At 55.9% G+C, this 24948-nt stretch carries 25 protein-coding genes; 16 read left to right on the top strand and 9 right to left on the bottom strand.

Annotated elements, in window-relative coordinates; genetic code table 11:
- Positions 1-14: 14 nt before the first annotated feature.
- The 4 genes from ABD920_RS17025 to ABD920_RS17010 all read left to right on the top strand — a co-directional run bounded on the left by ABD920_RS17025 (position 15) and on the right by ABD920_RS17010 (position 2794).
- Complete coding sequence (locus tag ABD920_RS17025) at positions 15-830, top strand: metallophosphoesterase family protein (protein WP_345160695.1); 816 nt, start codon at positions 15-17, stop codon at positions 828-830.
- 12 nt (positions 831-842) lie between these two features.
- Positions 843-1457, top strand: a complete 615-nt coding sequence (locus ABD920_RS17020) for a hypothetical protein (RefSeq protein ID WP_345160693.1) — start codon at positions 843-845, stop codon at positions 1455-1457.
- A gap of 204 nt (positions 1458-1661) precedes the next feature.
- Positions 1662-1883 (top strand): DUF2905 domain-containing protein, encoded by a 222-nt coding sequence (locus ABD920_RS17015; RefSeq protein WP_345160692.1) that lies wholly within the window; start codon positions 1662-1664, stop codon positions 1881-1883.
- 146 nt (positions 1884-2029) lie between these two features.
- A complete protein-coding gene (locus tag ABD920_RS17010) occupies positions 2030-2794 on the top strand; it encodes a YdcF family protein (RefSeq protein WP_345160691.1) in 765 nt (254 codons plus the stop codon).
- A gap of 203 nt (positions 2795-2997) precedes the next feature.
- Here ABD920_RS17010 and ABD920_RS17005 read toward each other — a convergent pair whose 3' ends face one another.
- A complete protein-coding gene (locus tag ABD920_RS17005; RefSeq protein ID WP_345160690.1) occupies positions 2998-4362 on the bottom strand; it encodes an NAD-dependent succinate-semialdehyde dehydrogenase in 1365 nt (454 codons plus the stop codon).
- 194 nt (positions 4363-4556) lie between these two features.
- Here ABD920_RS17005 and ABD920_RS17000 point away from each other — a divergent pair, with 194 nt between their 5' ends.
- The 7 genes from ABD920_RS17000 (at position 4557) to ABD920_RS16970 (ending at position 9621) form a co-directional block, all read left to right on the top strand.
- Positions 4557-5111 (top strand): RNA polymerase sigma factor, encoded by a 555-nt coding sequence (locus ABD920_RS17000; RefSeq protein WP_345160689.1) that lies wholly within the window; start codon positions 4557-4559, stop codon positions 5109-5111.
- Entirely contained in the window at positions 5104-5937 is an 834-nt protein-coding gene (locus tag ABD920_RS16995; protein WP_345160688.1) for an anti-sigma factor, read from the top strand. Before ABD920_RS17000 ends, ABD920_RS16995 begins: the two co-directional genes overlap by 8 nt.
- A 145-nt stretch (positions 5938-6082) precedes the next feature.
- Positions 6083-6796, top strand: a complete 714-nt coding sequence (locus ABD920_RS16990; protein ID WP_345160687.1) for a TIGR04282 family arsenosugar biosynthesis glycosyltransferase — start codon at positions 6083-6085, stop codon at positions 6794-6796.
- A gap of 194 nt (positions 6797-6990) precedes the next feature.
- Positions 6991-7326, top strand: a complete 336-nt coding sequence (locus ABD920_RS16985; protein WP_345160686.1) for an arsenosugar biosynthesis-associated peroxidase-like protein — start codon at positions 6991-6993, stop codon at positions 7324-7326.
- Positions 7327-7329: 3 nt separating this feature from the next.
- Positions 7330-8397 (top strand): arsenosugar biosynthesis radical SAM (seleno)protein ArsS, encoded by a 1068-nt coding sequence (arsS, locus tag ABD920_RS16980; protein WP_345160685.1) that lies wholly within the window; start codon positions 7330-7332, stop codon positions 8395-8397.
- 116 nt (positions 8398-8513) lie between these two features.
- Positions 8514-9035, top strand: coding sequence for a rhodanese-like domain-containing protein (locus ABD920_RS16975; protein ID WP_345160684.1), 522 nt, complete (start codon positions 8514-8516; stop codon positions 9033-9035).
- Complete coding sequence (locus ABD920_RS16970) at positions 9025-9621, top strand: TIGR04282 family arsenosugar biosynthesis glycosyltransferase (protein ID WP_345160683.1); 597 nt, start codon at positions 9025-9027, stop codon at positions 9619-9621. Before ABD920_RS16975 ends, ABD920_RS16970 begins: the two co-directional genes overlap by 11 nt.
- Positions 9622-9693: 72 nt before the next feature.
- Here the strand turns inward: ABD920_RS16970 and ABD920_RS16965 are convergent, their stop codons facing one another.
- Complete coding sequence (locus ABD920_RS16965) at positions 9694-10857, bottom strand: L,D-transpeptidase family protein (protein WP_345160682.1); 1164 nt, start codon at positions 10855-10857, stop codon at positions 9694-9696.
- Positions 10858-11308: 451 nt separating this feature from the next.
- Here ABD920_RS16965 and ABD920_RS16960 point away from each other — a divergent pair, with 451 nt between their 5' ends.
- Positions 11309-11989: a DUF2461 domain-containing protein gene (locus ABD920_RS16960; protein WP_345160681.1), complete on the top strand. Its 681-nt coding sequence runs from the start codon at positions 11309-11311 to the stop codon at positions 11987-11989.
- Between the two features lie 32 nt (positions 11990-12021).
- On the opposite strand, the gene ABD920_RS16955 is transcribed toward ABD920_RS16960, so the two are convergent.
- Genes ABD920_RS16955 through ABD920_RS16945 form a run of 3 tightly spaced genes read right to left on the bottom strand, consistent with a single transcriptional unit; the run spans position 12022 to position 15559 of the window.
- Positions 12022-13377 (bottom strand): MptA/MptB family glycosyltransferase, encoded by a 1356-nt coding sequence (locus tag ABD920_RS16955; protein ID WP_345160680.1) that lies wholly within the window; start codon positions 13375-13377, stop codon positions 12022-12024.
- 2 nt (positions 13378-13379) lie between these two features.
- Complete coding sequence (locus ABD920_RS16950) at positions 13380-14855, bottom strand: cellulose synthase family protein (RefSeq protein ID WP_345160679.1); 1476 nt, start codon at positions 14853-14855, stop codon at positions 13380-13382.
- 11 nt (positions 14856-14866) lie between these two features.
- Positions 14867-15559, bottom strand: a complete 693-nt coding sequence (locus tag ABD920_RS16945) for a glycosyltransferase family 2 protein (RefSeq protein ID WP_345160678.1) — start codon at positions 15557-15559, stop codon at positions 14867-14869.
- 137 nt (positions 15560-15696) lie between these two features.
- On the opposite strand from ABD920_RS16945, the gene ABD920_RS16940 reads away from it, so the two are divergent.
- Positions 15697-16200, top strand: coding sequence for a peroxiredoxin (locus tag ABD920_RS16940; protein WP_345160677.1), 504 nt, complete (start codon positions 15697-15699; stop codon positions 16198-16200).
- A gap of 74 nt (positions 16201-16274) precedes the next feature.
- Here the strand turns inward: ABD920_RS16940 and ABD920_RS16935 are convergent, their stop codons facing one another.
- From ABD920_RS16935 to ABD920_RS16920, 4 genes are all read right to left on the bottom strand, one after another.
- Positions 16275-16871, bottom strand: coding sequence for a hypothetical protein (locus ABD920_RS16935; RefSeq protein ID WP_345160676.1), 597 nt, complete (start codon positions 16869-16871; stop codon positions 16275-16277).
- 54 nt (positions 16872-16925) lie between these two features.
- On the bottom strand, positions 16926-17882 hold the full coding sequence (locus tag ABD920_RS16930; RefSeq protein ID WP_345160675.1) for an alpha/beta fold hydrolase: 957 nt from the start codon (positions 17880-17882) through the stop codon (positions 16926-16928).
- Positions 17883-18015: 133 nt separating this feature from the next.
- On the bottom strand, positions 18016-18249 hold the full coding sequence (locus ABD920_RS16925; protein WP_345160674.1) for a hypothetical protein: 234 nt from the start codon (positions 18247-18249) through the stop codon (positions 18016-18018).
- 380 nt (positions 18250-18629) lie between these two features.
- Positions 18630-20036 (bottom strand): neutral/alkaline non-lysosomal ceramidase N-terminal domain-containing protein, encoded by a 1407-nt coding sequence (locus tag ABD920_RS16920; RefSeq protein ID WP_345160673.1) that lies wholly within the window; start codon positions 20034-20036, stop codon positions 18630-18632.
- 269 nt (positions 20037-20305) lie between these two features.
- On the opposite strand from ABD920_RS16920, the gene ABD920_RS16915 reads away from it, so the two are divergent.
- The 3 genes from ABD920_RS16915 to ABD920_RS16905 all read left to right on the top strand — a co-directional run bounded on the left by ABD920_RS16915 (position 20306) and on the right by ABD920_RS16905 (position 24856).
- Positions 20306-22564, top strand: coding sequence for a Tex family protein (locus ABD920_RS16915; RefSeq protein WP_345160672.1), 2259 nt, complete (start codon positions 20306-20308; stop codon positions 22562-22564).
- A 189-nt stretch (positions 22565-22753) separates the two neighbouring features.
- Positions 22754-23302: a serine acetyltransferase gene (locus ABD920_RS16910; RefSeq protein ID WP_345160671.1), complete on the top strand. Its 549-nt coding sequence runs from the start codon at positions 22754-22756 to the stop codon at positions 23300-23302.
- A 390-nt stretch (positions 23303-23692) separates the two neighbouring features.
- Complete coding sequence (locus ABD920_RS16905; protein ID WP_345160670.1) at positions 23693-24856, top strand: PQQ-dependent sugar dehydrogenase; 1164 nt, start codon at positions 23693-23695, stop codon at positions 24854-24856.
- Positions 24857-24948 lie beyond the last annotated feature (92 nt).

Below are 24948 nucleotides of genomic sequence, written 5' to 3'. Positions count from 1 at the left end.
ATATGCTCCAAAACATGAAACGGTTTAGCCGGCCGGTAGTAGCGTCGGCAACCTTCCTGCTCCTGGCCCTGGGCGGGCAAGCCTGCGAGGAATTTGAGTACAGCCCCTATGAGGTCCGGCTGGAGGAGGACGAGAAGGACATCAACAAGCGCAACATCGCCAACATCGAGGCGCTTGCTTTATCGCCCGAGGATACGCTCCGCTTTGTGCTGACGGCCGATGTGCAGGGCTTTTACGAGGAGAACGAGGCCATGGTGAAGCACATCAGGCAGCGCCACGACATCGACTTCCTGCTCATGGGGGGAGACCTGACGGACTTTGGGCTTGTGAAGGAGTTCAGGCTGATACACCAGGACTTTAAGACCCTCGGCATTCCGTATGTGGCCGTGATCGGGAACCACGACGCCGTGAACAACGGGCAGGAGGCATTCACCGCCATGTACGGGGACTACAACACCAGTTTTGCCGTGGGCAACAGCAAGTTTATCCTCCTGAACACGAACTACATTGAGTTTAAGAAGCAGGTGCCCGACCTGGATTGGCTGGAGCAGGAGCTTGCCGCCTCAGCCGCATATGAGAACGTGTTTGTGCTGTCGCATATACCGCCCCAGAACTACGAGTTCGGCGAGGAGAAATCCGCCCGCTACTACAAACTGATCAGCGACTATAAAGTACGCTACTCCCTGCATGGCCACAACCACAGCTTCGACTACTATTTTCCGTACGACGGCACCGTGCCCTACGTGCAGACAGCCGCTGCCGAGGACCGCGAGTACCTTGTTTTCACCGTGATCGGTGACAACGTGACATTTGAGCGCGTAACCTTTTAGCACCCACCCCGCATGAACCTGAAAGCCCTATATATATTGGTGTGCCTCCTGGCAACTGCGCCACTGGCCATCGCCCAAAACCCCGACGACAGCGCTGCCCCCGCGCGCAAATGGTATGCCCCCGATGCCGTGACGCTGCAGTTTGCAGGCAACATCGGCATGTTTTCCATCGCCCCCAGCTACAGTTTTGCGCACGATAAGCTGAATGCAGAGCTGTTTTACGGCTTCGTGCCGAAGTTTGACGCCACCGAAGAGCTGCACATACTGACCCTGAAGGGCATCTACAAACCTTTTGGGCAGGTGCCGCTGAAAGAGAAACTCTCGCTGACACCACTGCGGGTGGGGATGGGCGTGAGTTATTATTTCCGGAGCCAGTTTGAGACCAACTGGTCTAACGCCTACCCGACAAACGACTACTACTGGTGGACGAGCAGCCTGCGCCTCACCGGCAGCCTGGGGCCCGCGCTGAACTACAGCCTGCCAGAGAGCAAAAACTTCCGTGAAATCAGCCTGTATGGCGACTTGAACACCTACGACCTGATCGTTACCTCTGCTGTGAAAGATAAAACGCTTACGGCATGGGACATCGTCAGTTTCGGGATAGGGCTTCGGGCCAGCTTCAGGTAAGGTACTTTGTTAAATAGCTGGATGGTTGAATGGTCGGTTATATATGTGGGGATATGGGTATGATATGTGTTGAGTACCTACTATATGGCTTTTGTTCGAAAGCCATATATAAATTGGAGGTTATCGGCAATTCTACCATTTATCCATGCAGCCTATTTATATGCCTTTATTTACAGTGAAGCACAGACAAACCGCTATAAAGTCATGCAACCGATAGGCAAAATGATCGTGATACTCGGGGTGGTGCTGGTGGTTATCGGGCTGGTGGTGTGGCTGGCAGGCGACAGATTCAGTTGGTTTGGGAACCTGCCCGGCGACATCCGGGTGGAGCGGAAGAACATGCGCTTCTATGCCCCCATTACCAGCATGCTTCTGCTCAGCATCGTGCTGTCGCTTCTGCTGTGGCTTTTCCGGAAGTTCTTTTAGAAGTTCCTTTGTTCGTGTTTCTGCCTTTCTTTCTTAACTTTCCTGCGCCAAAGCATCTTGCCGCAGATGTAGCAAAACGCTGCCCCTATATGATTTCCTGAGGGGATAGATCGGTGTTGCCTTGGATTTTCAACCAAAAGAAGGCAATGTTCTTTATCCTTTCCAAAACACTCCATTTTCTGCTCATGCCCTTGCTGTGGGTGCTGCTGCTGCTGTTGCTGGCCGTGTTTCTTAAGTCAATTAAGTGGAGGCGCGTCAGTCTGCTGGCTGGGCTGGCGGTGCTGCTGCTCTTCACTAACCCATTTCTGGCCAATGAGGCGTGGCGGGCGTGGGAGGTGAATGCCGTGCCCATCAGCAAGGTGGGACAGTACGATGTGGCCGTGATACTAACCGGAGTCACCTCCTACCGCGCAGATATATCCGATAGGATACATACCTCCCGGGGAGCCGACCGCTTTCTGCACCCGCTGCACCTTTACCGCCTGGGCAAAGTAGATCAGTTCCTGATTTCGGGCGGGAGCGGGCAGGTGCTGACAGACCGTGTGCCGGAGGCCGAGCAGATTGAGAAGGTGCTGCTGATGGCGGGGGTGCCGGAGGAAGACATCGTGACGGAGGGCAACAGCCGCAACACCCACGAGAATGCCGTGAACACTGCCCGCGTGCTGAAGCAGCACCCGGAATGGCAGGAGGTGCTGCTGGTTACCTCGGCTTTCCACATGCGCCGCTCGGAGGCGTGTTTCAGGAAAGCAGGCGTGGATGCCTCCTCCTTCAGCACCGACTTTTACGCCTCGGAACCACGCTTCACACCGGACGAGACTTTCATACCGAGCGTTGTCGCCTTTGCTAACTGGCACCTGCTCATCCACGAGATCGCGGGCTATGTGGTATATAAAATTCTGGGCTACTGTTAAAGTTGGGCTGCTAAGATGAACGTTATGTTTCAGGCATAGATAGAGGAAGTACCTCCATTTATATTTGTTCCCGATATGCTGCCATCATGCGGCCATTTAGAGAGGCCCTCCCTAAGGTTCAACAAGTCTAGCTTGAAAAGAGAGAGTGGCTATCGTTACTGCCTCCCCGTTGAGTAATTATTTCGATAGTCAACGGCCACCAATCAGGCCACCCATATACTTTTCTGGTTCACAAACTCACGGATGCCGAGGTAGGAGAGCTCACGGCCGTAGCCAGATTTTTTGATGCCGCCGAAAGGCATTTCGGGGGATGAGTGTACGAGCTCGTTTACGAACATGGCCCCGGTTTCCACCTGCCTTGCCACGCGCAGGCCGCGGTCTTTGTCCTGCGTCCAGACGGCGCCGCCCAAGCCATAACGCGAGTCATTGGCTACTTTTATGGCCTCAGCCTCGTCTTTCACCACCATCACGGCGGCCACCGGTCCAAATAGCTCCTCCTCGTATGCGGGCATGCCGGGTTTTACATCCTTTAGGATCATCGGTTTGAAATAGGCACTGTCATTTCCGTCGCGGCCTCCGTCCAGCACCACCTCCGCCCCTTGCGCTACCGATTGCTGGACCTGCTTTTCCAAATCCACGGCCAGGTCCTTGCGTGCCAGAGGGCCGTAGTCACAGTCGTCGGTGAGCGGGTCACCCGTCTTGAGGCGCGCCATTCTTACTTTCATCTTCTCCAGAAACGCATCCGCCACGCTTTCCACTACGATAAAGCGCTTGGCGGCAATGCAGCTCTGGCCCGTGTTCACCATGCGCGACTTCACGCCCACTTCCGCGGCTTTGTCCAGGTCGGCATCTTCCAGCACGATAAAGGCGTCGCTGCCGCCTAGCTCCAGCACTGTTTTTTTGATTTCCCGCCCGGCTTGCCCGCCCACTTTTGAGCCAGCGCCCTCACTGCCTGTCAATGTCACGGCCTGTACGAGGGGGTGTGCGATCACTGCGTTCACTTCTTCAGAGGCAATCAGCAGTGTTTGAAACACATTGTCGGGGAATCCGGCTTTGCGCACAATCTCTTCGATGGCCAGGGCACATTGCGGCACGTTGGAGGCATGCTTCAGCAGCCCCACGTTGCCTGCCATCAACGCAGGGGCCAGAAAGCGGTACGCCTGCCAGAAAGGGAAATTCCACGGCATCACCGCCAGCACGACTCCCAGCGGCTCAAAAGCGATCAGGCTCCGCGAGGCTTTCGTCTCAATCTCCTCATCCTGCATGAAATCGGCGGCGTGGACGGCATAATAACGGCAGGCCAAGGCGCATTTCTTCACCTCCGCCACAGCTTCCTTCAGCGGCTTGCCCATCTCCAGCGAAATGATCCTGCCGTAGTGCGCTGCCTCTTTATCCAGTATATCCGCCTGCCGGTGCATGTGCCCGGCGCGCTCTTCAAAGCTGACGTTGCGCCAGCCCTGGAAGGCCTTATCGGCGGCCGCGATTTTCTCATTTACCTCTTCGGCTGTGTGGGGCTCAAATGTTTTCACCACCTCGCCCGTGGCGGGGTTTATCGACTCTATTGCCATAGCTGTTCATTCAGGTTGTAAGGTAACTATACGCAAAGACGCTGCCTGCGTACGGGCGCCCGATGCGTTCCTTTTATATAGATAAGCAGGATCAAAAACCTTTTTGGCCAGGAATAGTTAAAAGATTAGTTTTTCGAAATATTGTTTTCATTCAAGCACCTGATTACCCCAGGAAGCGCCCTACGTTCAAGACATTGCAAAACCAACCAACTAAAATTATTCCGGAGGAGGAACTGGTAGCCCGCCTCCGGGCACAGGACCCATCGGCTGTTTCGGTGCTGTACGACATGTACAGCCCCACCTTGTTTGGTGTGATTTTGCAGATTGTGAAAGAGGAGGACACGGCAGAGGATGTGCTGCAAGAGGCTTTTGTGAAGATATGGGGTTCCTTCCAGAGCTACGATTCCTCCAAAGGCCGGCTGTTCACCTGGATGATCAACGTTTGCAGAAATCTTGCCATCGACAAAATCCGCTCCAAACAATATCGCGTAAGTCAGAACACAAGGGATATCCCTGCCTCACCCCGTGCCATATACGGTTCCGTCGGATTCAAGCCAGAGCATATCGGCATACGTGAAGTAACCGAGAGGTTAAACCCGGAGCAGAAGCAGATCATCGACTTGATGTATTTTGAGGGAATGACGCAGAGCGAGATCGCGGAGGAGTTCAACATACCGCTGGGCACTGTAAAGACAAGGGCACGAAGCGCAATTAAAACATTAGGAAAACTGTTTAAAGGACGTGAATAACGAAGACTACATAGCGTCCGGGGTGCTGGAACTATACGCAGCAGGTGCGCTTGGCACTGAGGAGCGGCTGGAGGTGGAGCGAAAGGCCGCCGAGTCGCCGGAGGTGCGCGCGGCCCTGCAGGAAGCCATAGAGGTGATGGAGCATTACGCTGCCCTGCACGCCGTGCAGCCGCCCGCCGCCCTCAAGGAGCGCGTCATGAACCAGGTCCTGCCAGCGCAGCCCTCCCCCGAAGACACACTGGAGGAAACGGCCCTGCGCTCCCTTTACCCGGATGATGAGCCGGACAGCGGGCCCTACAAGTGGATGTTCGCGGCCAGCATCGTGCTGTTTCTCCTTTCGGGCTTCATGAGTTTCCGCTTTTACCAGAACTGGCAGGACGCGGAGGAAAGGTTGGCGCAGGCACTGGCCTCCGAACAGACTCTGGCACAGAACTACCAGACCGCCTCTTACCAGCTCAATCAGCAGGAGCAGATCCTGCGCGTGCTGCGGGATGGCGATTACCGCCCCGTGAAACTGCAGGGAGTGGAGGCCCACCCGGAGGCAAATGCACTGGTGTACTGGAACCCGGAGCAGCAGAAGGTATATATAGATGCGGTGCAACTGCCCGCACCGCCCGCCGGGAAACAGTACCAGCTCTGGGCTCTCCTGGACGGCAAGCCTATCAATGCGGGCCTCATCAGCCTGGAGAACGGGAGTGCTTCCGCAATGCAGGCCATGAAAGATATACCGGCCGCCCAGGCTTTTGCCGTTACGCTGGAACCTGTGGGAGGAAGCGAAAACCCTACCCTGGAACAACTCTTCGTGATGGGAGAGGTTCGCTCCTGACCCGGCTGCCCGCTTTTCTGCAATCTTTTTTTATCTGTTTGTCAATATGAATAGAATATATTATATATTTATAAATGGAGATGGCAGCCTGCTGCCAATTTAAAACTAAATGTACCGCTATAGGTGAAAATTCATAAATAAACGTTTGCGAACTGCCCCTTCCGATACCGCCATTCTTCTGTTTGCCCATGCAGCGGAACAAGAAGCTAAGACGAAATCCTTTTCTTCGGGGAGAAGTGCGCAAACAAACAAGAAGATAGCCAGGGCGCTTCTGGAGCATACGCTGGGCGTGCTATATGAAAGCCAGATTCCTCTTTTTACGGTCTACACGGCCCAGCAGAAGGGAAATACCTTTGGCGAGCGCCTTGCCAATGCTTTCCAGGATGTATTTGAGGCTGGCTACCAAAGGGTGATCTGCGTTGGCAGCGATTGCCCCACCCTGGCGGTATCAGACCTGCTGCAGGCGCAGCGGGCGCTGCAGCAGCACAGCATGGTGATTGGCCCGGCTGCTGACGGGGGCGCTTACCTCATCGGGATGCACATCGGGTGTTTCGACCCGGAAAGCTTTGCCATGCTGAACTGGCAGACGGAGCAGGTGCAGCAGGAGCTTTCGATATACTCTTTCAGGCACCAGGCGCGCCTCCACGGGTTTGTGCTGCTGCAAAAGCGGGCCGACGTGGACACGAAAGAAGACCTTGGCCTTGTCTTAGAAGGTTTGCCGGTGCTCAACAGGTTTAAGCTGGTGATCCTCGCCATTCTCTCCGAAGGTGCGGCGCGCGCCTACACGCTGCGCCATTTCCTGCGGAAGCCCCTCAGCTGGAAACTGCAGCGGCTGCAGTTGCGCGCGCCTCCCCACTAATCACAGCTTACACTCCTTTCTATTTTATCCGAACAAAGCGACTTCGCTCATGTTGCTGCTGTATATTTGCGTGCTGCGGTGACAGCGGGCGGATGAATTTATTTTATATATACCAACAACATTATTGACGGCGGCAACGGTGCGGCTAATGCTGGCTGCCCGTTGCCGTGCATCTATCAGAAATAGCATATACCATGAATAACACGTATTACAACCCGGCCGACCTGGCAAAATTTGGAAAGATATCGGAACTGCAGCCAGAGATGGGTCGCAAGTTTTTTGATTATTATGAAGAGGTTTTCAAAGAAGGCGCGCTGACGGAAAGGGAAAAAGCCCTGATCGCGCTCGCTGTGTCGCATGCTGTGCAGTGCCCTTACTGCATCGATGCCTACAGCAGCGAGTGCCTGCAAAAGGGAGCCGACGAGAACCAGATGATGGAGGCGGTGCACGTGGCGGCGGCCATCAAAGGCGGCGCGGCGCTGGTGCACGGCGTGCAGATGATGAACAAGATCAAAGAACTGACGATGTAGCGGATGGGATCTACGGTAAAATCACTCCAGGGTCAGCACCACGAGCTGGCCGATTCCTCTTTTCAGCTGAAAGTGCTGCAAGCGCCCTCGCGCCAGGGAAACAGGTTCCCTGATTTTGCAATGCAGCTGCAGACGCATGATTTGTATCCGCTGCAGCCGACGGGCACCACCATCCTGCAGGTAAACGTGGGCAAGATGTGCAACCAGACCTGTAGGCACTGCCACGTTGACGCCGGGCCTGACCGCAAGGAGATCATGACCCGCGACACCATGCAACTTTGCCTTGACGCGCTGCAACTTTCGCCGCAGATCACGACGGTGGACCTGACGGGCGGCGCCCCGGAGATGAACCCGGATTTCCGATGGTTTGTGGAGGAGCTCTCGAAACTCGGAAGGCAGGTGATCGTGCGCTGTAACCTCACGATTATCCTGGCCAATAAAAAGTATCACGACCTACCGGCGTTTTTCAGGCAGCACAGTGTGCATGTGGTGTCGTCGCTGCCTTACTTCCAGGCCTCGCGCACCGATGCGCAGCGTGGCGACGGTGTGTTTGAGAAGTCGGTAAAGGCGCTGCAGTTGCTAAACGGGGTGGGATATGGCATGGAGGGCAGCGGTTTGCTGCTGGACCTGGTATATAACCCCTCTGGCGCGTTTCTGCCGGGTAGCCAGGCCTCGCTGGAGGCCGAGTTCAGGCGCAGGCTGCGGGGCGGGTACCAGATCGAGTTCAACAGCCTCTTCTGCATCACCAACCTGCCCGTGAGCCGCTACCTCGACTACCTGGTGCAGAGCGGCAACTACGACAGCTATATGGAGAAGCTCATCAATGCGTTCAACCCGGTGGCCGCTGCGGGGGTGATGTGCCGGAACACCGTCTCCGTTGGCTGGGACGGCTACCTCTACGACTGCGACTTTAACCAGATGCTGGACCTGAAAGTGGCGCATGGCGCTCCACAGCATATCCGAGACTTTGACGCAACCGCGTTAGACCAGCGCGACATCGTACTGAACCAGCATTGCTATGGCTGCACCGCCGGAGCCGGCTCCAGCTGCGGCGGTGAAACGGTAAAGTAGGTTTTATTGTTGATTGTAAAACGGGTTCCTGCTGAAAGCCCGAAGCAAAGTGTACACTCAGCTGTTGAGATTATAGATCAGCGACGGCCATTCAGGAAAGTTTTAAAACGAAATCTGTGCTAAAAGGGAAACTATATATGGCGTGTGCGCTGATATGGCTGCTGGTGCTGCAAGCTTGCGGGCAGACAACCGACGGAGCCTATGACGTGATGCTGAAAGCCATGTACAGCCACACCGTGCCGCTGCTGCAGCCGGAGCAGCTTGATGAGCAGCTAGGGCGTTCCGACAAGAAACCGCTGCTGCTCGACACGCGCACCCCGGCAGAGTATAAGGTGAGCCATCTCAACGGTGCCAGGTTTGTGGCCTACGATTCCTTTCAGGTATCGCAGCTCGCGGATGTGCCCAAGAACACGCCCATAGTTGTTTACTGCGCCGTTGGCTACCGCAGCGAACGGGTGGGGGAGCAGCTCCAGCAGGCCGGCTACAAGAATGTACACAACTTGTACGGCGGCATCTTTGAGTGGGTGAACCAAGGATATCCGGTCTATAACGATTCAGGAAAAACCGATAAAGTACATGCTTACTCCAAAACGTGGGGCGTATGGCTGCGGGAAGGGGAGAAGGTATATGACAGATAAGAAACTGCTGCTCTTGTTTGTGCGCAACCCGAAGTTGGGAAAGGTGAAGACGCGGCTTGCCTCCGCCGTCGGCCCGGAAATGGCCCTGGAAATTTACCTCCGGCTCCTGCACCACACGCTGGATGTTTCCCAAGCGCTGCCCGTTCATAAACTGGTCTATTATACTGACCGTGTGGAGACAAACGATCTGTGGCCGGATGACCAGTACCAGAAGCGGGTGCAACCCCAGGGCGATTTAGGTGAAAAGATGGAAGCCGCCTTTGCCGCCGCCTTTGCCGAAGGCTATTCCTCGGTTGTGATTATCGGCAGCGATTGCCTGCAACTGACTCCGGAAATCATATGGCGGGCATATATAGAACTGACGCAGCACGACGTGGTGATCGGCCCGGCCCTGGACGGCGGCTATTATCTGCTGGGGATGAATAAACCGCACCCGGAGCTGTTCAGGAACAAACGCTGGAGCACGGAGCATGTTTTCCCGGACACGCTTCTCGATATCCAAACGCTGCAACTGTCCTACGCCCTGCTCCCGCGCCTCTCCGACGTGGACTACGTAGAAGACCTCGATGGCACGCGGCTCTCCTGACCAACTGCCTGTAGATAGGATAATTTACCAGATGCCGGTGTAGCTTATATATAGCCAGACGCCTTTCCGATCCTATTCTTTTGTGAGTTGGGGTAGCACGTCAAAGCCATACACGTCTTTCCGGAAGTGCACCCGCATGTGGGCGTCGGCCCAGGCCGTCAGGTATACTATGTACAGTGGCAGGGGGGCATATACCGGCAGGTAGTGGTTCGGCTTGGCTTCCTGCCAGAGCCGGTCAATTTTCTCGGTCGAGTAGCCTGAGCCTTTCTCCAGAAGATAGTAAGCAAACTCCACGGGCTTCTCCAACCGGATGCAGCCGTGGCTGAAGGCGCGGTCAGGGTATTTGAAAAGCTCCTTGTTTGGCGTGTCGTGCAGGTATTGGGGCAGGCTGTTCGGGAACGGGAACTTCACCTGGCCCAGCTCATTGCCATCGCCCTCCAGCTGAACGATCCGATAGTTGAAATTGCTGCCGTTGATGTGGTGCCAGTTTACGTGCCAAGGGTTTACCCGCACCCAGCCGTTCGCCGAGGGAGCTTCCAGCTCCATCCGCTTGCGGGCCAGGTAACCGGGGTTGCGCCGGAGCAGCGGCAGTATCTCATTCACGGCGATGGAGGTCGGCAGGTACCAGTAGGGGCGCAGCACCACCGTGGTAAGCTCACTCCTGACGGGGTATGTTTCGAGCGTGGGCTTCCCTACGATCACGCGCATCTGCAGCACGCTTCTGTTGCTGTCGACCACTTGCAGCGTATAGTCCGGAATGTTGATGACCACATAGGGCTGCGTGACAGCCACAAAGGAAGTGTCCCAGCGCATGAGGTTCTGCTGCAACTGCCACAGCCGGTAAGAGGGCGGCACATTAAGCGCGGCGATGGTGAGAGGCCCCAGCACGCCGTCATCCCGGAGGCCGTGCCGTTGCTGAAAACGACGGACAGCTGCCGTGATAGCCGGCGTATACAGGGCAGACACTGAATCTGAAACAGGCTGGAAGTCGCCGGTGAGCCGGAGGTTTTTCTGAAGCGGCACGATGTGCTGGCTGCTGTCCCCCTGCCGCAGCAGGAGCGTGTCGGGCAGGCGGTGCCACTCTTTCGCCTCCGTGTCTGCCAGCGCCTGGTATTGCCTGATGGCCTGCAGCAGGTGGGCCCTGCTGTACGGCTGCTGCTGTACCAAGGGCTGCTCCTGCGCATACACTGACCCTGCTATGCTATATAAAAACCAGATGAACAGGAAGCGCGCCATGCGTGATCAGGATTGATGCCTACTTTAAAAGTATACGCCTACCCGAACGATTTAGGTAAGCCCATCCGCTACTTCCCTCGGTTCAGCAGAAATAGCCTGCCTTTAGAACTTAAAACCTATGCGACAGAAGGCGGCTCCCAGCAGCCTGTTCAGGGCAAAATGTATATACGCATATATAAAAGCGTATACCCATATATATAGCAATGGCTTCTGTTTTAGCTCCTTTTAAACAAATGCAGCAGCGTGCGGTTAACTTGGGGTTTGTTCCTGGCGTCACCGCGTCCTGTCAGCTGCCTTAGGTGTTTTGGAGGCAGGCACAACTATAATTCAGGATGCTTTAGGGGGTTGTCATCCTATGCCCATCGCACAGGCAAACATGATTTAATATCACTGCGAAAGTCTTTTTATCTTGTGCCGTGATTTAAGGGTTTTTTTCATCTTAAAGCGACCAATGTCAACTACCATACAAAAAAGTACCCTTGCGTTTTTAGCGGATCTGGCGAAGAACAATACCCGCGAGTGGTTTAGCGAGCACAAAGAGAGGTATAATGCTGCCCGCCAGAACTACACCAATTTTTTGGAGGAGCTGTTGCAGGAGATGCAGCAGTTTGAGCCGGCGGCACGCGGCCAGAAGGGCAAGGACCTGCTCTTCCGGATTTACCGGGATGTTCGTTTTTCCAATGATAAGCGCCCTTACAAAGATCATTTCGGGGCCTATATAGCGGAAGGCGGGCGAAAGTCTGTTTATCCCGGTTATTACCTGCACCTGGCCGGCGGGGGGAGGTCTTTTGTGGCGGGAGGGCTGTGGATGCCGCCGGCAGAGCAGCTGAAGGCCGTGCGGCAGGAGATCGATTACAACCTGGACGGTTTCAGGGACATCGTGGAGGCACCGGCGTTCAGAGAAAAATTCGGGGACTTGCAGGGGGAGCAGCTAAAGACCACCCCCAAGGGATATGACAAGGAAAACCCTGCCATTGGCTACCTGCGCTACAAGAGCTGGAACGCCACTATGCCGCTTCCTGATGAAGTCGTGCTGCAGGATAATTTCCTGCAGGTGGTGGTAGAGGCCACTCAGGCCCTGAAACCCCTGAACGACTTCCTGATGCGGCCCATGCAGGATATAGGGGAGTAGCAGCACATTATCCCGTGCCTGATCCGACACCCTTAGGGAGTGTTTACTTTCTCTACGGGTTCAACCAGGTTGGCATGGTGGCGGCGCTGCCGGTAGAGGTACAGTTCGACGACCAGCCACAGAAACACCAGCGTATATTCCAGCGCTATCAGCAGCATGTCTTCTGTATAGGTGCTGGTGCGGTAGGCGGCGTACGACAGAATGGACACGCCGGACCAGGTGACGGCGTACCGGAAATGGCTTGTGGCGGTGAGCGCAACAAGCGTGGTGATGTACCAGGGATGCACCGTTGTGGAGAGAAACAGGTACACGGTAAGCGCCGCCGCCATATACCCCGAGAGCCTGCGGATAGAGCCCAGCTTCCTGGAGGAGGCTAAGGTCACAACAATGCCCAAGGTAACCAGCGAAAGCAAAGGTCCCAGGTACAGGATGATGTTGAAGCCCCCCAGCTCGAACCCGAGCCAGCGCAGCAGGTAGTACACACTGGCGTTGAACTCGAACTTCCGGAAATAGAGGTCCAGGCTGCGGGAAAGGTTCTGGATAACCTCGGTGGAAATGAACGGGTAGAAGACCGCCGCCACCGCGAGCAGCACCACGCCCCCGAAAAGCAGGAACCTGCGCCACCCAAGCCTGCGGAGGAGGAAGGGCAGGAACATAAGCGGCAGCAGCTTGGTGCCGATGGCCAGCCCTAACGCGACGCCGGAGACCACCAGCCTCTGGTAGAAAAGCTGGTGCAGGCAAAGCAGCAGGAAAAAGATCATGAGTGCCTCGAAGTGCAGGTTGCCTGCCAACTCCAGCACCACGAGCGGGTTAAGGGCGTAGAGCAGCACATTTTTATCCGGCAGGCCCATCTTGCGGAGCAGGCGCAAGAGCAGGAAAATACTGCCCATATCGGCAAGCAGCAGCACCACCCGCATGATAATGATGGCCGACATCGGATTACCGGAAGACAGTTTAACGGAAAGCCAGAAAACGGCCTGCATCACGGGCGGGTAAATGCTGTAGTACTCCTGGGAGTTTAGCTGTCGGTACAGGCCCTGGGTTATACCGGCCACATGCGGGGCATTCGCTCCCATATAAAAATCCGGCAGATGCAGGTAAGGGTTCTGCCCCGCTGCCAGCAAATGCCCATCCCACAAAAACCGGAAGTAATCGTCGGAGAGTGCGGGCACGGCAAGGAGGAAAAGCATCCGGAACAGTACGCCCGCCGCAATGCCCTGCCCTATCGGGAAACGCTGGCTCACCACGTACAGGTAGCAAGCGAACACCACCGCATAAAGCACCAGCAGTTGTGTGAACCCTGTGCGCGGCGTGGCATAGGCCAGGGCCATATAGGCAAGGGCCGAGACAGCCAGGGATATATAGCTTGCCGTATTGCTTTTCACCATATCTAACCGCGCCTGCTGTGGAAGAGCGAATATAAAAAAACGGCGCCAAACCCAAAGGCAAGCAGTAGATGGAATGGCAGTTGCCCATACAGCTGCCACCTGAAGGCCAGCACGATGGCATATATAAAATAAAGCGCCAGCAGCCCTTCGAACACCGTTACAAGGCTTATACTCCGCAGGCGGTAGCCGCGTTTCCGCCACGGGTCGCCGGGCGCGATCAGGTTGTATTTCGGTGTCCGGATGAACGGCGTTTTCCTGCCCATATATCCCTCCAGCACCGCAAGGCTGTTGTGAAGCGACAAGCCCATGGAAATAGAAAGGAAGAGGAAAAACTCGGGTAAAAAGCGCAGGCTGGTGCGCCAGGCAGTCTCGCTGCGGGCATGCTGCGCCGACCAGTAAAAAGCGATGAGCGCCCCAAGGCTCAGGAGCAGCGCGTATCCCAGCTTGAACACGGGGGCAAGGGCGGGGGCGCTGTGTCTGATATTGAGCATGGGCACGCTCAGGACGGCCGTCAGCAGCACGCATAGGAAAATGGCGCTGTTAAGCAGGTGAAAGAAAGCGTGGATTTTCGTCAGGAAGGATGCCTTTGAGCGCAGCACGCGCCACAAGTGTTTCCGGGCGGTTTCGGCGGCTCCCTTCGTCCAGCGGAACTGCTGCGATTTCAGGGCAGCCATGTCGGCGGGCAGTTCTGCCGGAGCCTCTACCTCCTCCAGATAGACAAACTCCCAGCCCCTGAGCTGTGCCCGGTAACTCAGGTCCAGGTCTTCGGTGAGGGTGTCAGCCTGCCAGCCGCCGGCGTCCTCGATGCAGGCCTTGCGCCAGATGCCGGCTGTGCCGTTAAAGTTGATGAAGTGGCCGCCGCTGCTACGGCCGGACTGCTCTACCGTGAAATGGGCGTTCAGCCCGAAAGCCTGCAGGCGCGTCAGCAGCGAGTAATTCCGGTTGAGGTGGCCCCAGCGGGTTTGCACCACGCCAATGTCCGGGGCTGTGAAAGCGGGTATGGTGCGTTTCAGGAAGTCAGGGGCGGGCACGAAGTCGGCGTCAAAAATACAGATGAACTCCCCGGTGGCCAGCGGCAGGGCATGCTGCAAGGCTCCGGCTTTGTACCCGGTGCGTTCCGGCCGCCGGATGTGCTGCAGGTTGAGGTGCGGCCAGGCCTTCAGCTTTTCTTCGATGATGGCCGTAGTGTCGTCTGTGGAGTCGTCCAGCACCTGGACCTGCAGGCGCTCCGGCGGGTAATCAAAAGCTGCAACTGCCTCCAGCAGCCGCTCCACCACATAGCGCTCGTTATAGATGGGCAGTTGTACCGTTACGCTTGGCCAGGCCTGCTGCGGATCAGCAATTATATATGGCTTCTCCCATTTTTCGCGGTGCAGCCAGTAGAGCACCGTGAGGTGCAGTTGCACCATGCTGTAGCAGAAAATGAAGGCAAGGCATATCCCATATATAACCAGCACCGTTGCTTCTGCTATAGGCATGCCATGTGGGGTTAGAGGTATTTAAAAATGGTCCAGATGATTTTGTAGCCAGCCAGCACAGTCCCTTTCACGGTGCCCGACACTTTGGATGTGCCAATCCGCCTGCGGTAGGTCACGGGTACCTCGGTATACCGGATTTTCTGCTTCGCTGCCCTGGCCTGCATCTCCACCGTCCAGCCGTAGTTGCGGTCACGCATGTCCAGCGCCAGCAGGGTGTCGAGCCGGATAGCCCTGAACGGGCCCAGGTCCGTGAAGCGGGCGTTGTACAGCCAGTGCAGCAGCGTGGTGGCGAGCCAGTTACCGAAGATCTGCTGCGGCATCATGGCACCCGCCTCCCGCCTGCCCAGCGCCCTCGACCCGATCACCATCTCCGCCTGCCCCGCCACAATGGGCTGCACCAGCTTTGGCATCTCCTCCGGGTAATCGGAGAAATCCCCGTCCAAAAAAACGATGATGTCCGGACGGGTGGCGGCGGGCTTGGCGGCGGCATAGGCAATGCCCTTGAGGCAGGCGTTCCCGTAGCCTGCGTTCGGCTCGTCCAGCACCGTGGCCCCTGCCCGGGCGGCGGCCTGGGCTGTGTTGTCGCTGGAGTTGTTGTTCACCACAATCACCTCCTCCACATAACCCGCCGGTATGGCGTGCAGCACCTTGGCAATAGACCGCTCCTCGTTGTAGGCAGGTATGATTACGTTGATTCGGGGCATAGACGCTGTTGTGGGCACAAAGATGCCCATTTTCTTTTTCTGATGCTATAATTGCACACCTTCTTTGGATTTCTGGCATAACATAACTTAACTTTGCGCCCCTAACTTTTTTGCATGAAGTTTGCTATTAATTGGTTATGATACTTGAAGCACTGATAAATGAGGAAGCGGTAAAGGAGGGGGACAAAGCCCCTGACTTTGAACTGCAACGGCAGGATGGCGGCTTATTCCGGCTGCATGACCTGCTGAAGGAGAAGAACGTGGTGCTCTACTTTTACCCGAAAGACAGCACCCCCGGCTGCACCAAGCAGGCCTGTGAGTTCAGGAACCAGTATGAGGTGTTTAAGGAGTTTGATGCGGAGGTAGTGGGCGTGAGTTCTGACAGCCTGCAGTCGCACCAGAAGTTTGAGCGGGTACATCAACTGCCGTTCACGCTGCTGAGCGACAAAGGCGGACAGATCAGGAGCATCTACGGAGTGCCCCGCCGGCTGGGCCTTTTGCCGGGCCGCGTGACGTACATCATCGGCAAAGATAAAGTCGTACGTGCCGTGTATAACTCCATGAACAAGCCGCTGGAGCATATAAACACAGCCCTGGAGGTGTTACGCAGCATCAATGTGGAGCAAAAGCAAATTGCCTGAGACTTGTAGAAAATGTAAAACCCAAAACCAGTAGGGGCTGCCGGCATGCCGGCAGCCCCTACTGGTTTTGGGTTTTACTGCACCGGAATCCGCTCCAGCTTTTTGCCGCTGTAAAACGAGACACTTAGAAAACCGAACTCCTTGTTGTACAGGATCTGCGAAATACTGTTTGCTTTCGTGTTCTCCGGGTTCACCTCAAAGACGTCGTAGTACATTTTGTCGTTCACCGCGAGGCTGTCATAACTGGGGTTGTTCTCGTCAATTTCCCACACGCCGATCTCCACAGCTTTGTCGTTCACGTTCTCCCCAACGGCTACTTCCACCACCAGGTCATCGGGCTTGCTGAGGATGCGCGTGCCCAGGTAAGGCTGTACATTCTGCACATCCTCCATCACCGTCCGTACCTGCACATCTATCTGGTCAATGCACTCATCTTCCATAGAAAAACCCTCCCCCGGCACATTCTGAGCATAGATGCCTGTGCGGGTGTAGCGCACGATATCGGCTGTCTCCGTCTGAAAAGCGGTCGTGTCGTTCAGTTTATATACCAGCCATTCAGAATCCTCCGGCGTGGGTTCGGTTATCAGCACGTTACCGCATTTTTCGCATGAGGTGAGCCCCGCAGCCGCGAAGAGCATCACTGTAAATAATTTTAGAACTGTCTTGTTCATACAGGGAAGGGCAAGGCGTTAGAAGATGGTACAGATAGATGCATGGGTGTTGCGTTAGCGATTGTTTAACTCAGGACCCTTTCCGGCCGGGGATGGTTGCACAGTGCCTGATTTTTTAAACCAATTCACCACCATCGGGAAATGATCCTTTACGGCATCGTGGTGTGTCAGGATATCGATGTGGTTGTAATCGTGCAGATGGCCGTTGGCCTTGCTCAGGATCCTGAGTGCGCTGCTACGGCAGCCGGTCTCCAGCAGCAGCTTCTCCACATCCGTCGGGTGGCCCAGCACATCGTCGTCTGCCCCGGCCAGGTATAGGGTTGGCGGTAGCCGCAGCTGCTGCAGTGCCGCGGCATAGTCGAATTTGTCGTGCCAGTGGAGCCATGGCTTCTGTACGACCCACGCGTTTGTCTGCCGGTGCGTGAGGCGGGTTTCGTTGTCGGAGCCCATCTTCAGTTTTTTAGCGGGCAGCGCCCCGGTCACGGCCACCGCCGCCGGGGCGACGCACCTCCACATCACGTCCACCATCAGGAACCGCTTCAGGCTCCGGATGCTGATGCGGCGCTTGCTGGCGAAGAAAGCCATGGACTGCACGTGCACCGGCACCTCCGGGCGGGCCAGGTAAGCCAGCATCAGCACGCCGCCCCAGGAGTGGGCGCCCCAGAACTGCGGCACATCGCCCTTGAGCTCTTTTATTTTGTTGATGAAGGCCGGGAAGTCTTCCTGCAGGGTGTGCGTCAGGCCGAAGTCTGACTGGCCGGATATGGCGGGCTTGCTTTTGCCCCGGCCGCGCAGATCAGCCACAAACACGTCGTAGCCCTGCTGCGCCAGGTAAGGGGCAAGCCCCCTCCCGGACTTGGAGTAAAAAATGCGCCCGTTCTCGAGAGACCCGTGCACCAGCAGCACCGGCGGGCCCTGCCCGTTTTGGCTGAAACGCATCAGGTGCAGGGTGTCGGTAGCGGTAACGGGTATATAAATTGACTCTAGCTCCAGGCTGATGATATGAGGCATGCATGTAAGTTAACAGGCGTAGGCACAGCGCTGGAAGATGTAAAAAAGCCCGCTGCTGAAATCCAGTCTAAATATATGAAATTTAGGTTGTTTTTCAGCGGCGGGCCTGCCTGCGGCGTGTCGGGGGAAGCGCTTAGCTTCTGACCGGTATAGGCTGCGGTTTCATCTTCGGTCTAAGCAGCAGCCAGGCCAGCGTCCCGAAAATGGTACCGGTAAAAAAGGCCATGCCTGCGATCACCCAGCCGTTTAAACCACGCTGTTCCGCATCATGATACACCCACGTCAGGATGAAAACGAGCAGCAGCATATAGACGCCGATGGTGGCCATAAAAAGCAGGTACGGTATATCTAGTGTCGTCAGTTCCATATCTCTCTGTTAAATAGTATATAAAATTGCCAATCAAATGATCAGCTGTAATATATAAACCCGTATTAGGGCTCTAATGTTTAGCACTTTGTAAAGATAGAGTGTGTGAGAATGAGTATATGTGAATAAGAGGGTTGTATTTTCGCTGCCAAGGTGCTCCCTGATTGCCTTTTTGGAATTGCATCGTGCAGTTCAGGGTGCTTAGCAGGAGGCAATACAGGAAGAGCGGTAACAGGTTGGTTACCTTGTAACTTGCTGATCAGCATATGAATTATGGGTTTCCCGCCTGCTCATATCATTGTTTATGGGAAGGCTATGCCGCCCTGTAGATGGCACAGGGTTCGAGCAGCTCCTGTTCCTGATGTTAAGCTTATATAGGCTTAGCGTTTATCTGTCGCAGAGGGGGCCATGCGAGGTTTGTCGTGCTGGCTTAGAAGTAGCTGCAGCATATGCGTAAGGTAAGTGCCGCTCTCCGGGCCAAAGAAACTCATGCTGCGCGTCTCGTACTCATCCAGGTTGTAATGCTCCTCCGGGGTGATGTACCCGATATAGCCCCCGTTAAAACTGGTAGCGATCACCTCCAGGTTTTCCTGCGCAGCGGTGTGCTCCAACTCGTCCATAAACTCACCCGAGTAATCAGCCGGCGCACCCAGCAACACCACATCTCCCAGCTGCAGGCTGGTGACGTATGCAGGGTGCTTCCCGAAGACCCAGTTAAACAGGGCAGGGGCCAGACGGAGATTTTTGCTGATCCGCCACTGCGGCTCCGGCAGCAGCAGGGGCACCCGGTTGTAGCCGAGGGTATAGACGTAGTCCGTTTTCACCTCGTGCAGCGCGTGGCGCAGGATGGTTGCAAGGCGGGCACCAACGTCCTCCGTGCTCTCAAAAGTGGCATTATGAAAATAAACCGCGCTGTGGCTGCCCACAGCCCCGGCCGAGAAGGCGGCAAAGTCCATCCGCTCCTCCAGTTCATCCACCAGCACACCGGGATAGTCGCGGGAGAGGACAGGCTGCATGGAGGGAAGGATGGTGGGATGGGCCGAGAAAATGGAGAGCACCGCAGCGGAGCCGTCTGGCCGCTCAAACCGGATAAAGCGCAGTTCTGTGTCGCGGTCTTCCCTGGACTCGGTGAGCCTGTTTTTGACGAGGCTGGCGGCATCCGCGCTGCCGTAGCCGATTTTCGTGGGTTGAAGGTTCTGCCCGGCCAACCGGATGCTCTCTATGATCTGCTGCGTGAGCTGCTGCACAATCTCCTCTTCGTATTGGCCCGTCATGATTTTCATCCCGGCTTTCCGGCCCCAGCCGCCAAAGCTGGTGTGGGTGTGGGTGGCTGAAAGGTACACCTGCTCCGGTTTCAGCCCCAGTTCCGGATATCGCTTCTCCAGTTCCTGCAGTACCCGCATCGGCGTAATCAGCATATCCAGGGCAACATAATACGCCTCGGTCTGGCCGTTGTCAAACGCAAACGTGCGCACCCAGGCTGTGTCATGCACCTCCTCGTAATCCATGCCCATGCGCTTGCCGTAGCCCGCCAGCGGCGCGGGAGCCGGAGGCGTGATGTTGACTTTCGCCCATCCGACCTGCAGCGTGTCGCCGGTGGAGACGGTGGCCGGGTGGCTTTTCAGGTTCTGCAGCGTCTGCTCGTAATACTCAGTCTGCTCGTAGGGCGTGCGGTCGATGCGCTGCACCACGCAGGCAGGCAACAACAGGAGCAGCAGCAGCCAGTACCAGCGGGAGGCTGGCTGCTGCTCAGGTGCGGGTTTGATGCCTGCGGGCGTATGTAACAAGTGGTGTTGGTTCAAAGCTACAGCTTAACAGCAAATAAGACGGCGTGTTCCCAAAAGCCACGAAAATAACCTAAAACGAGCATCGGCGCATCTTAATCTTTCTACTTATGGCAATATACCTTAAATTTGACGTTTCTATAACCCAGGTAAATCAAACAAGACCACACGGGCGGGGCTACAGCGGGGCGGTTTAATTCTATCTTTTCCGTATCCTTTGCAGCAGCCTTTCACCCGCCGCCACAGGAGTGTCTTCAGTATCAGCTTTATATATGGAACAAAACCTTGACCACCTTTTAAAAATTGCCACCGAGCTTTCCATCACCATCAAGCAGGTGGAGGCCACGGCCACCCTTTTGGATGAGGGAGCCACGGTGCCTTTCATTTCCCGTTACCGCAAGGAGGCCACCGGCTCGCTGGACGAAGTGCAGATTGCTGCCATCCGCGACAGGATGGAGCAGCTGCGCGAGCTCGACAAGCGCCGCGAAAGCATCCTCAAGTCCATCCGCGACCAGGAGAAGCTGACGCCGGAGCTGGAGGCGCAGATTATGGCTGCCGAAAACATGGCCCGGCTGGAGGATATCTACCTTCCTTACAAGCCAAAGCGCCGCACCCGTGCCACCATTGCCCGCGAAAAAGGGCTGGAGCCACTGGCTCAGCGCCTGTTTGAGCAGGAGAACTTCGATGTGAAGGCCGAGGCTACCAGCTTTATATCCGAGGAGAAAGAGGTGAAGGATGCCGAGGAAGCCCTGGCCGGTGCCCGCGACATTATGGCCGAGTGGATGAACGAGAACGCTGAGGCGCGCGCTGCCATGCGCCAGCTCTTCGAGAAGAAAGGCGTGTTCAAGAGCCGCGTGATGATGGGCAAGGAGGAGGAAGGCCAGAAGTTCAAAGACTATTTTGAGTGGGAGGAGCCGATTGAGAAAGCGCCGTCGCACCGCATTTTGGCCATGCGCCGCGGTGAGACCGAAATGGTGCTGATGCTGAGCGCCCAGCCGGAGGAGGAAGCCGCCCTGGCGAAGTTGGAGGACATGTTTGTGAAAGGCCATAACGCTGCCTCCGAGCAGGTGCGTATGGCGGCGAAAGAATGCTACAAGCGCCTGCTGAAGCTGAGCATGGAGACAGAGGTGCGCCTGAGCTCGAAGAAGCGGGCAGACGAGGAAGCCATCCGGGTGTTTGCCGACAACCTGCGCCAATTGCTGCTCTCTTCGCCGCTGGGCCAGAAAACGGTGCTGGCCCTAGACCCCGGCTTCCGGACTGGCTGCAAACTGGTGGTGCTGGACAGGCAGGGCAAGCTGCTCCACAACGACACCATATATCCCCATACGGGCCAGGGCAAAGCCCTGGATGCCGCGCAGAATGTAAAGTTCCTCGTGGATAGATATGAGGTAGAAGCCCTGGCCATCGGGAATGGAACTGCCAGTCGCGAAACAGAGGCTTTTGTAAAAGGACTGAACCTGCCCAAAACCGTGCAGGTGCTGATGGTGAACGAAAGCGGTGCCTCCATATACTCGGCCTCCGACGTGGCCCGCGAGGAGTTCCCGGACCAGGACGTGACCGTGCGCGGCGCGGTATCGATTGGCCGCCGCCTGATGGACCCGCTGGCGGAACTGGTGAAAATCGACCCGAAATCCATTGGCGTGGGCCAGTACCAGCACGACGTGGACCAGTCGGCGCTGAAGCACTCGCTGGACGACGTGGTGATGAGCTGCGTGAACGCCGTGGGCGTGGAAGTGAACACCGCCAGCAAGCAGTTGCTGACGTATGTTTCCGGCCTCGGACCGGCGCTGGCGCAAAACATCGTGGAGTACCGCAACCAGAACGGACCCTTCAAGACCAGGACGGAGCTGAAGAAAGTAGCGCGCCTGGGAGACAAGGCCTTTGAGCAGGCAGCCGGATTCCTGCGCATCCGCGACGCCAAGAACCCGCTCGACGCCTCTGCCGTGCACCCGGAAAGTTACCCGATTGTGGAGCAGATGGCCAAAGACCTGGGCGTAACGGTGCAGGACCTGATTAAGAGCGACGAACTGCGAAAGAAAATTAACCTGAAGCATTATGTGACGGAAAAAGTCGGGCTGCCCACGCTGCAGGACATTGTGAGCGAACTGTCCAAACCGGGCCGCGACCCGCGCGAGACATATGAAGCGTTTAGTTTCACGGAAGGCGTAAACGAGGTGAAAGACCTGCGTGCCGGCATGAAACTGCCGGGCATTGTGACCAACATCACGGCCTTCGGCGCTTTCGTGGACATCGGCGTGCACCAGGATGGCCTCGTGCACGTGAGCCATCTCTCCGACCGCTTCGTGAGCAACCCGCATGAGGCAGTAAAAGTAGGGCAGAAGGTGGAGGTGACGGTAATGGAAGTAGACGAAGCCCGCAAGCGCATCTCCCTCAGCATGAAAAGCGACCCGACGGCTGCCCGGCCAGCCGGCGGGGGCGGAGCCAACAAGAAAAGCGGTGCCAAAAAAGAGGAGGAGCCGATGGATGATTTCCAGGCCAAGCTCGCCAAACTGAAAGGGATGTTCAAGTAATAGAACGCATCTATAGAGCAAGCAGGCCCTGTGCGTCAAGCGTGCAGGGCCTGCTTGCTCTATATGTGTTTTGCAGCAGATTAGCCGGAGCGACTGCTTCTTTGGCAAAGTGTAACGATGAAGCTGCGTAACGGTGATTTAGCTTCTACGTAAAGCCGAAGTCAAACTCAAAAATAACAAAAGGTATATATGTCGTATCTGTTTCAGGATTGGGATGTGAACAAGGGCAATATAAAGGGCCGCATCGTGATGTTACTGTTCCGGTTGGCGCATCCTGCCTCCAAAAGCAAACTCCTGCGGGTTATATGGCTCCCTTACCTTATCTTTTATAAAGTAGTCGTGGAGTGGTTCATGTGCATTGAGTTGCCCCATTGGACAAAGGTTGGGAAGAACTTTTACCTCGGCCACGGCCAGGCACTGGTGGTGAACGGATGCTCCGTTATTGGTGAGAACTGTTTTTTCAGGCACTCCACCACGCTTGGCAACATAAAGCACGAAGACGGTTCCTACTCCGGCTCCCCGATTATCGGCAACAATGTGGAACTGGGCTCCAACGTATGCATCATCGGGGAGGTCAGGATCGGGAACAACGTCAGAATAGGGGCTGGCTCAGTGGTCGTGAAAGATATACCGGATAATTCGATCGCCGTCGGCAACCCTGCCCGCGTCATCAGGACCATCGGGCCCGCCAAGCAGGCGGTGCAGCAGCCTTCACTGCCATCCACGAACGAAGTGTAATCGTTTCAAGCCTCTTGCAGTTTCATAGTCAGGGTATATATAATTCCTCTTTTTATGGAGGGCGTCGCCAAAAACGGTGAATCCTTTACTCCCGGCACAGGTTCTGGTGGCGCGCCTGCCCAGGTTACGTTGCTTCCTCAACCGTTATATATAAACTATTATACCACTATCAGTTGGTTCATGCGCATTGCAATTTGCCTGTCTGCAGATTCCCCTTCTCGGAGGGGCAGGGGTGGGTTCTATAGAACATCTTCATGCGCAGTATTCAATTGATAATGGTATTTGATATAACTCAAATATACGCTGATTCCTGCTTTCATGCAGCCATTGGCGGGATCACCCCGTATGAGTTTTAAATACTCCTGATCTTTAAATAAAACGCTTACTTATATGCGATTACAAAAACTGAGTTACCTGCTGGCCGTGGTGCTGCTGATGGGCTGTGCAGCGCCGGCCGAAGCGCAGTACGAATTAAAGGATGCTTATCCCTCGGTTGAGTTCGACAGACCGGTTGAGGCTGTTTCGGTAAACGACGGGCAGGGCCGGCTGTATGTGGTGGACCAGGAAGGGAAAATTTTCTGGCTTCCGGGCAGCGGAGAAACTCCTGCCCAACCGACCCTTTACCTCGACATTTCAGACAGGGTGAAGGCTGGCGGTGAGATGGGCCTGCTGGGCCTCGCTTTTCACCCCGACTTCAAGCGCAACGGCTATTTCTACGTAAACTACACCACCGACAACCCGCTGCAGACCAGAATCTCGCGGTTTAAGGCCGCGGCAGGCAACAAAGGGCAGGTCGACCCGAAAAGCGAGACTATTTTACTTACTTACGAACAACCCTACCGCAACCACAACGGGGGCAAAGTAACCTTCGGTCCCGACGGCTATTTATATATAGCGGTGGGCGACGGCGGCAGTGGCGGCGATCCGCAGAACAACGGCCAGGACCGCACCAAGCTGCTCGGCAAGATCCTCCGCATCGATGTAAACACCACTTCCGGCAACCTCAAATACGGCATCCCGGCAGATAACCCCTATGCCGGCAACACGGAAGGCTATCGCGAGGAGATATATGCTTACGGCCTCCGCAACCCCTGGAAAATCTCCTTCGACGAGGAAACAGGGCGCTTGTGGGCAGCGGATGTGGGGCAGAACAAGATCGAGGAAATAGACATCATTGAGAAAGGCGGCAACTACGGCTGGCGAATCATGGAAGCGTCGGAATGCTTTGACCCGTCCAGGAACTGCGACAGGACGGGCCTGATCCTGCCTGTGCACGAATACACCCACGCAGACGGCGTCTCCATCACCGGCGGCTTTGTGTACAGGGGCAAGGCCATCCCGGAGTTGCAGGGCAAGTACATATACGCTGACTATGTGAGCGGCAAGGTATGGGCACTGACGCTGAACGGGAGCGGCAAAAAGGCAGACAACACGCTGCTCCTCACCACCGGTTTCCCCGTTTCTTCCTTCGGGCTGGACCAGGACAACGAACTGCTGGTGCTCGGCTATGGCGGCGAGGGCAAACTTTACCGCCTGCACGGGAAGGGCGAATAACTTTCCCAACCAGGCCATCAGGCGGTCTTCCGGTGCGATAGCCATGCTGCGCATTTTTTTCTTACTTCCAGTAGCAGTGTACTGAAAGCAAG

Source organism: Pontibacter saemangeumensis (assembly GCF_039541895.1).
Classification (GTDB): domain Bacteria; phylum Bacteroidota; class Bacteroidia; order Cytophagales; family Hymenobacteraceae; genus Pontibacter; species Pontibacter saemangeumensis.
Note: the sequence above shows the minus strand (reverse complement) of the source record. Positions and strands in the feature narration are given on the sequence as shown.

Coding starts and splice junctions, on each gene's coding strand:
- ABD920_RS17010 (WP_345160691.1), top strand. CDS start 2,030: ATGTTCTTTATCCTTTCCAAAACACTCCATTTTCTGCTCATGCCCTTG.
- ABD920_RS17020 (WP_345160693.1), top strand. CDS start 843: ATGAACCTGAAAGCCCTATATATATTGGTGTGCCTCCTGGCAACTGCG.
- ABD920_RS16940 (WP_345160677.1), top strand. CDS start 15,697: ATGATACTTGAAGCACTGATAAATGAGGAAGCGGTAAAGGAGGGGGAC.
- ABD920_RS17015 (WP_345160692.1), top strand. CDS start 1,662: ATGCAACCGATAGGCAAAATGATCGTGATACTCGGGGTGGTGCTGGTG.
- ABD920_RS16945 (WP_345160678.1), bottom strand. CDS start 15,559: ATGCCCCGAATCAACGTAATCATACCTGCCTACAACGAGGAGCGGTCT.
- ABD920_RS16925 (WP_345160674.1), bottom strand. CDS start 18,249: ATGGAACTGACGACACTAGATATACCGTACCTGCTTTTTATGGCCACC.
- ABD920_RS16930 (WP_345160675.1), bottom strand. CDS start 17,882: ATGCCTCATATCATCAGCCTGGAGCTAGAGTCAATTTATATACCCGTT.
- ABD920_RS16965 (WP_345160682.1), bottom strand. CDS start 10,857: ATGGCGCGCTTCCTGTTCATCTGGTTTTTATATAGCATAGCAGGGTCA.
- ABD920_RS16950 (WP_345160679.1), bottom strand. CDS start 14,855: ATGCCTATAGCAGAAGCAACGGTGCTGGTTATATATGGGATATGCCTT.
- ABD920_RS16935 (WP_345160676.1), bottom strand. CDS start 16,871: ATGAACAAGACAGTTCTAAAATTATTTACAGTGATGCTCTTCGCGGCT.
- ABD920_RS16915 (WP_345160672.1), top strand. CDS start 20,306: ATGGAACAAAACCTTGACCACCTTTTAAAAATTGCCACCGAGCTTTCC.
- ABD920_RS17005 (WP_345160690.1), bottom strand. CDS start 4,362: ATGGCAATAGAGTCGATAAACCCCGCCACGGGCGAGGTGGTGAAAACA.
- ABD920_RS16985 (WP_345160686.1), top strand. CDS start 6,991: ATGAATAACACGTATTACAACCCGGCCGACCTGGCAAAATTTGGAAAG.
- ABD920_RS16960 (WP_345160681.1), top strand. CDS start 11,309: ATGTCAACTACCATACAAAAAAGTACCCTTGCGTTTTTAGCGGATCTG.
- ABD920_RS16910 (WP_345160671.1), top strand. CDS start 22,754: ATGTCGTATCTGTTTCAGGATTGGGATGTGAACAAGGGCAATATAAAG.
- ABD920_RS17025 (WP_345160695.1), top strand. CDS start 15: ATGAAACGGTTTAGCCGGCCGGTAGTAGCGTCGGCAACCTTCCTGCTC.
- ABD920_RS16955 (WP_345160680.1), bottom strand. CDS start 13,377: ATGGTGAAAAGCAATACGGCAAGCTATATATCCCTGGCTGTCTCGGCC.
- ABD920_RS16905 (WP_345160670.1), top strand. CDS start 23,693: ATGCGATTACAAAAACTGAGTTACCTGCTGGCCGTGGTGCTGCTGATG.
- ABD920_RS16970 (WP_345160683.1), top strand. CDS start 9,025: ATGACAGATAAGAAACTGCTGCTCTTGTTTGTGCGCAACCCGAAGTTG.
- arsS (WP_345160685.1), top strand. CDS start 7,330: ATGGGATCTACGGTAAAATCACTCCAGGGTCAGCACCACGAGCTGGCC.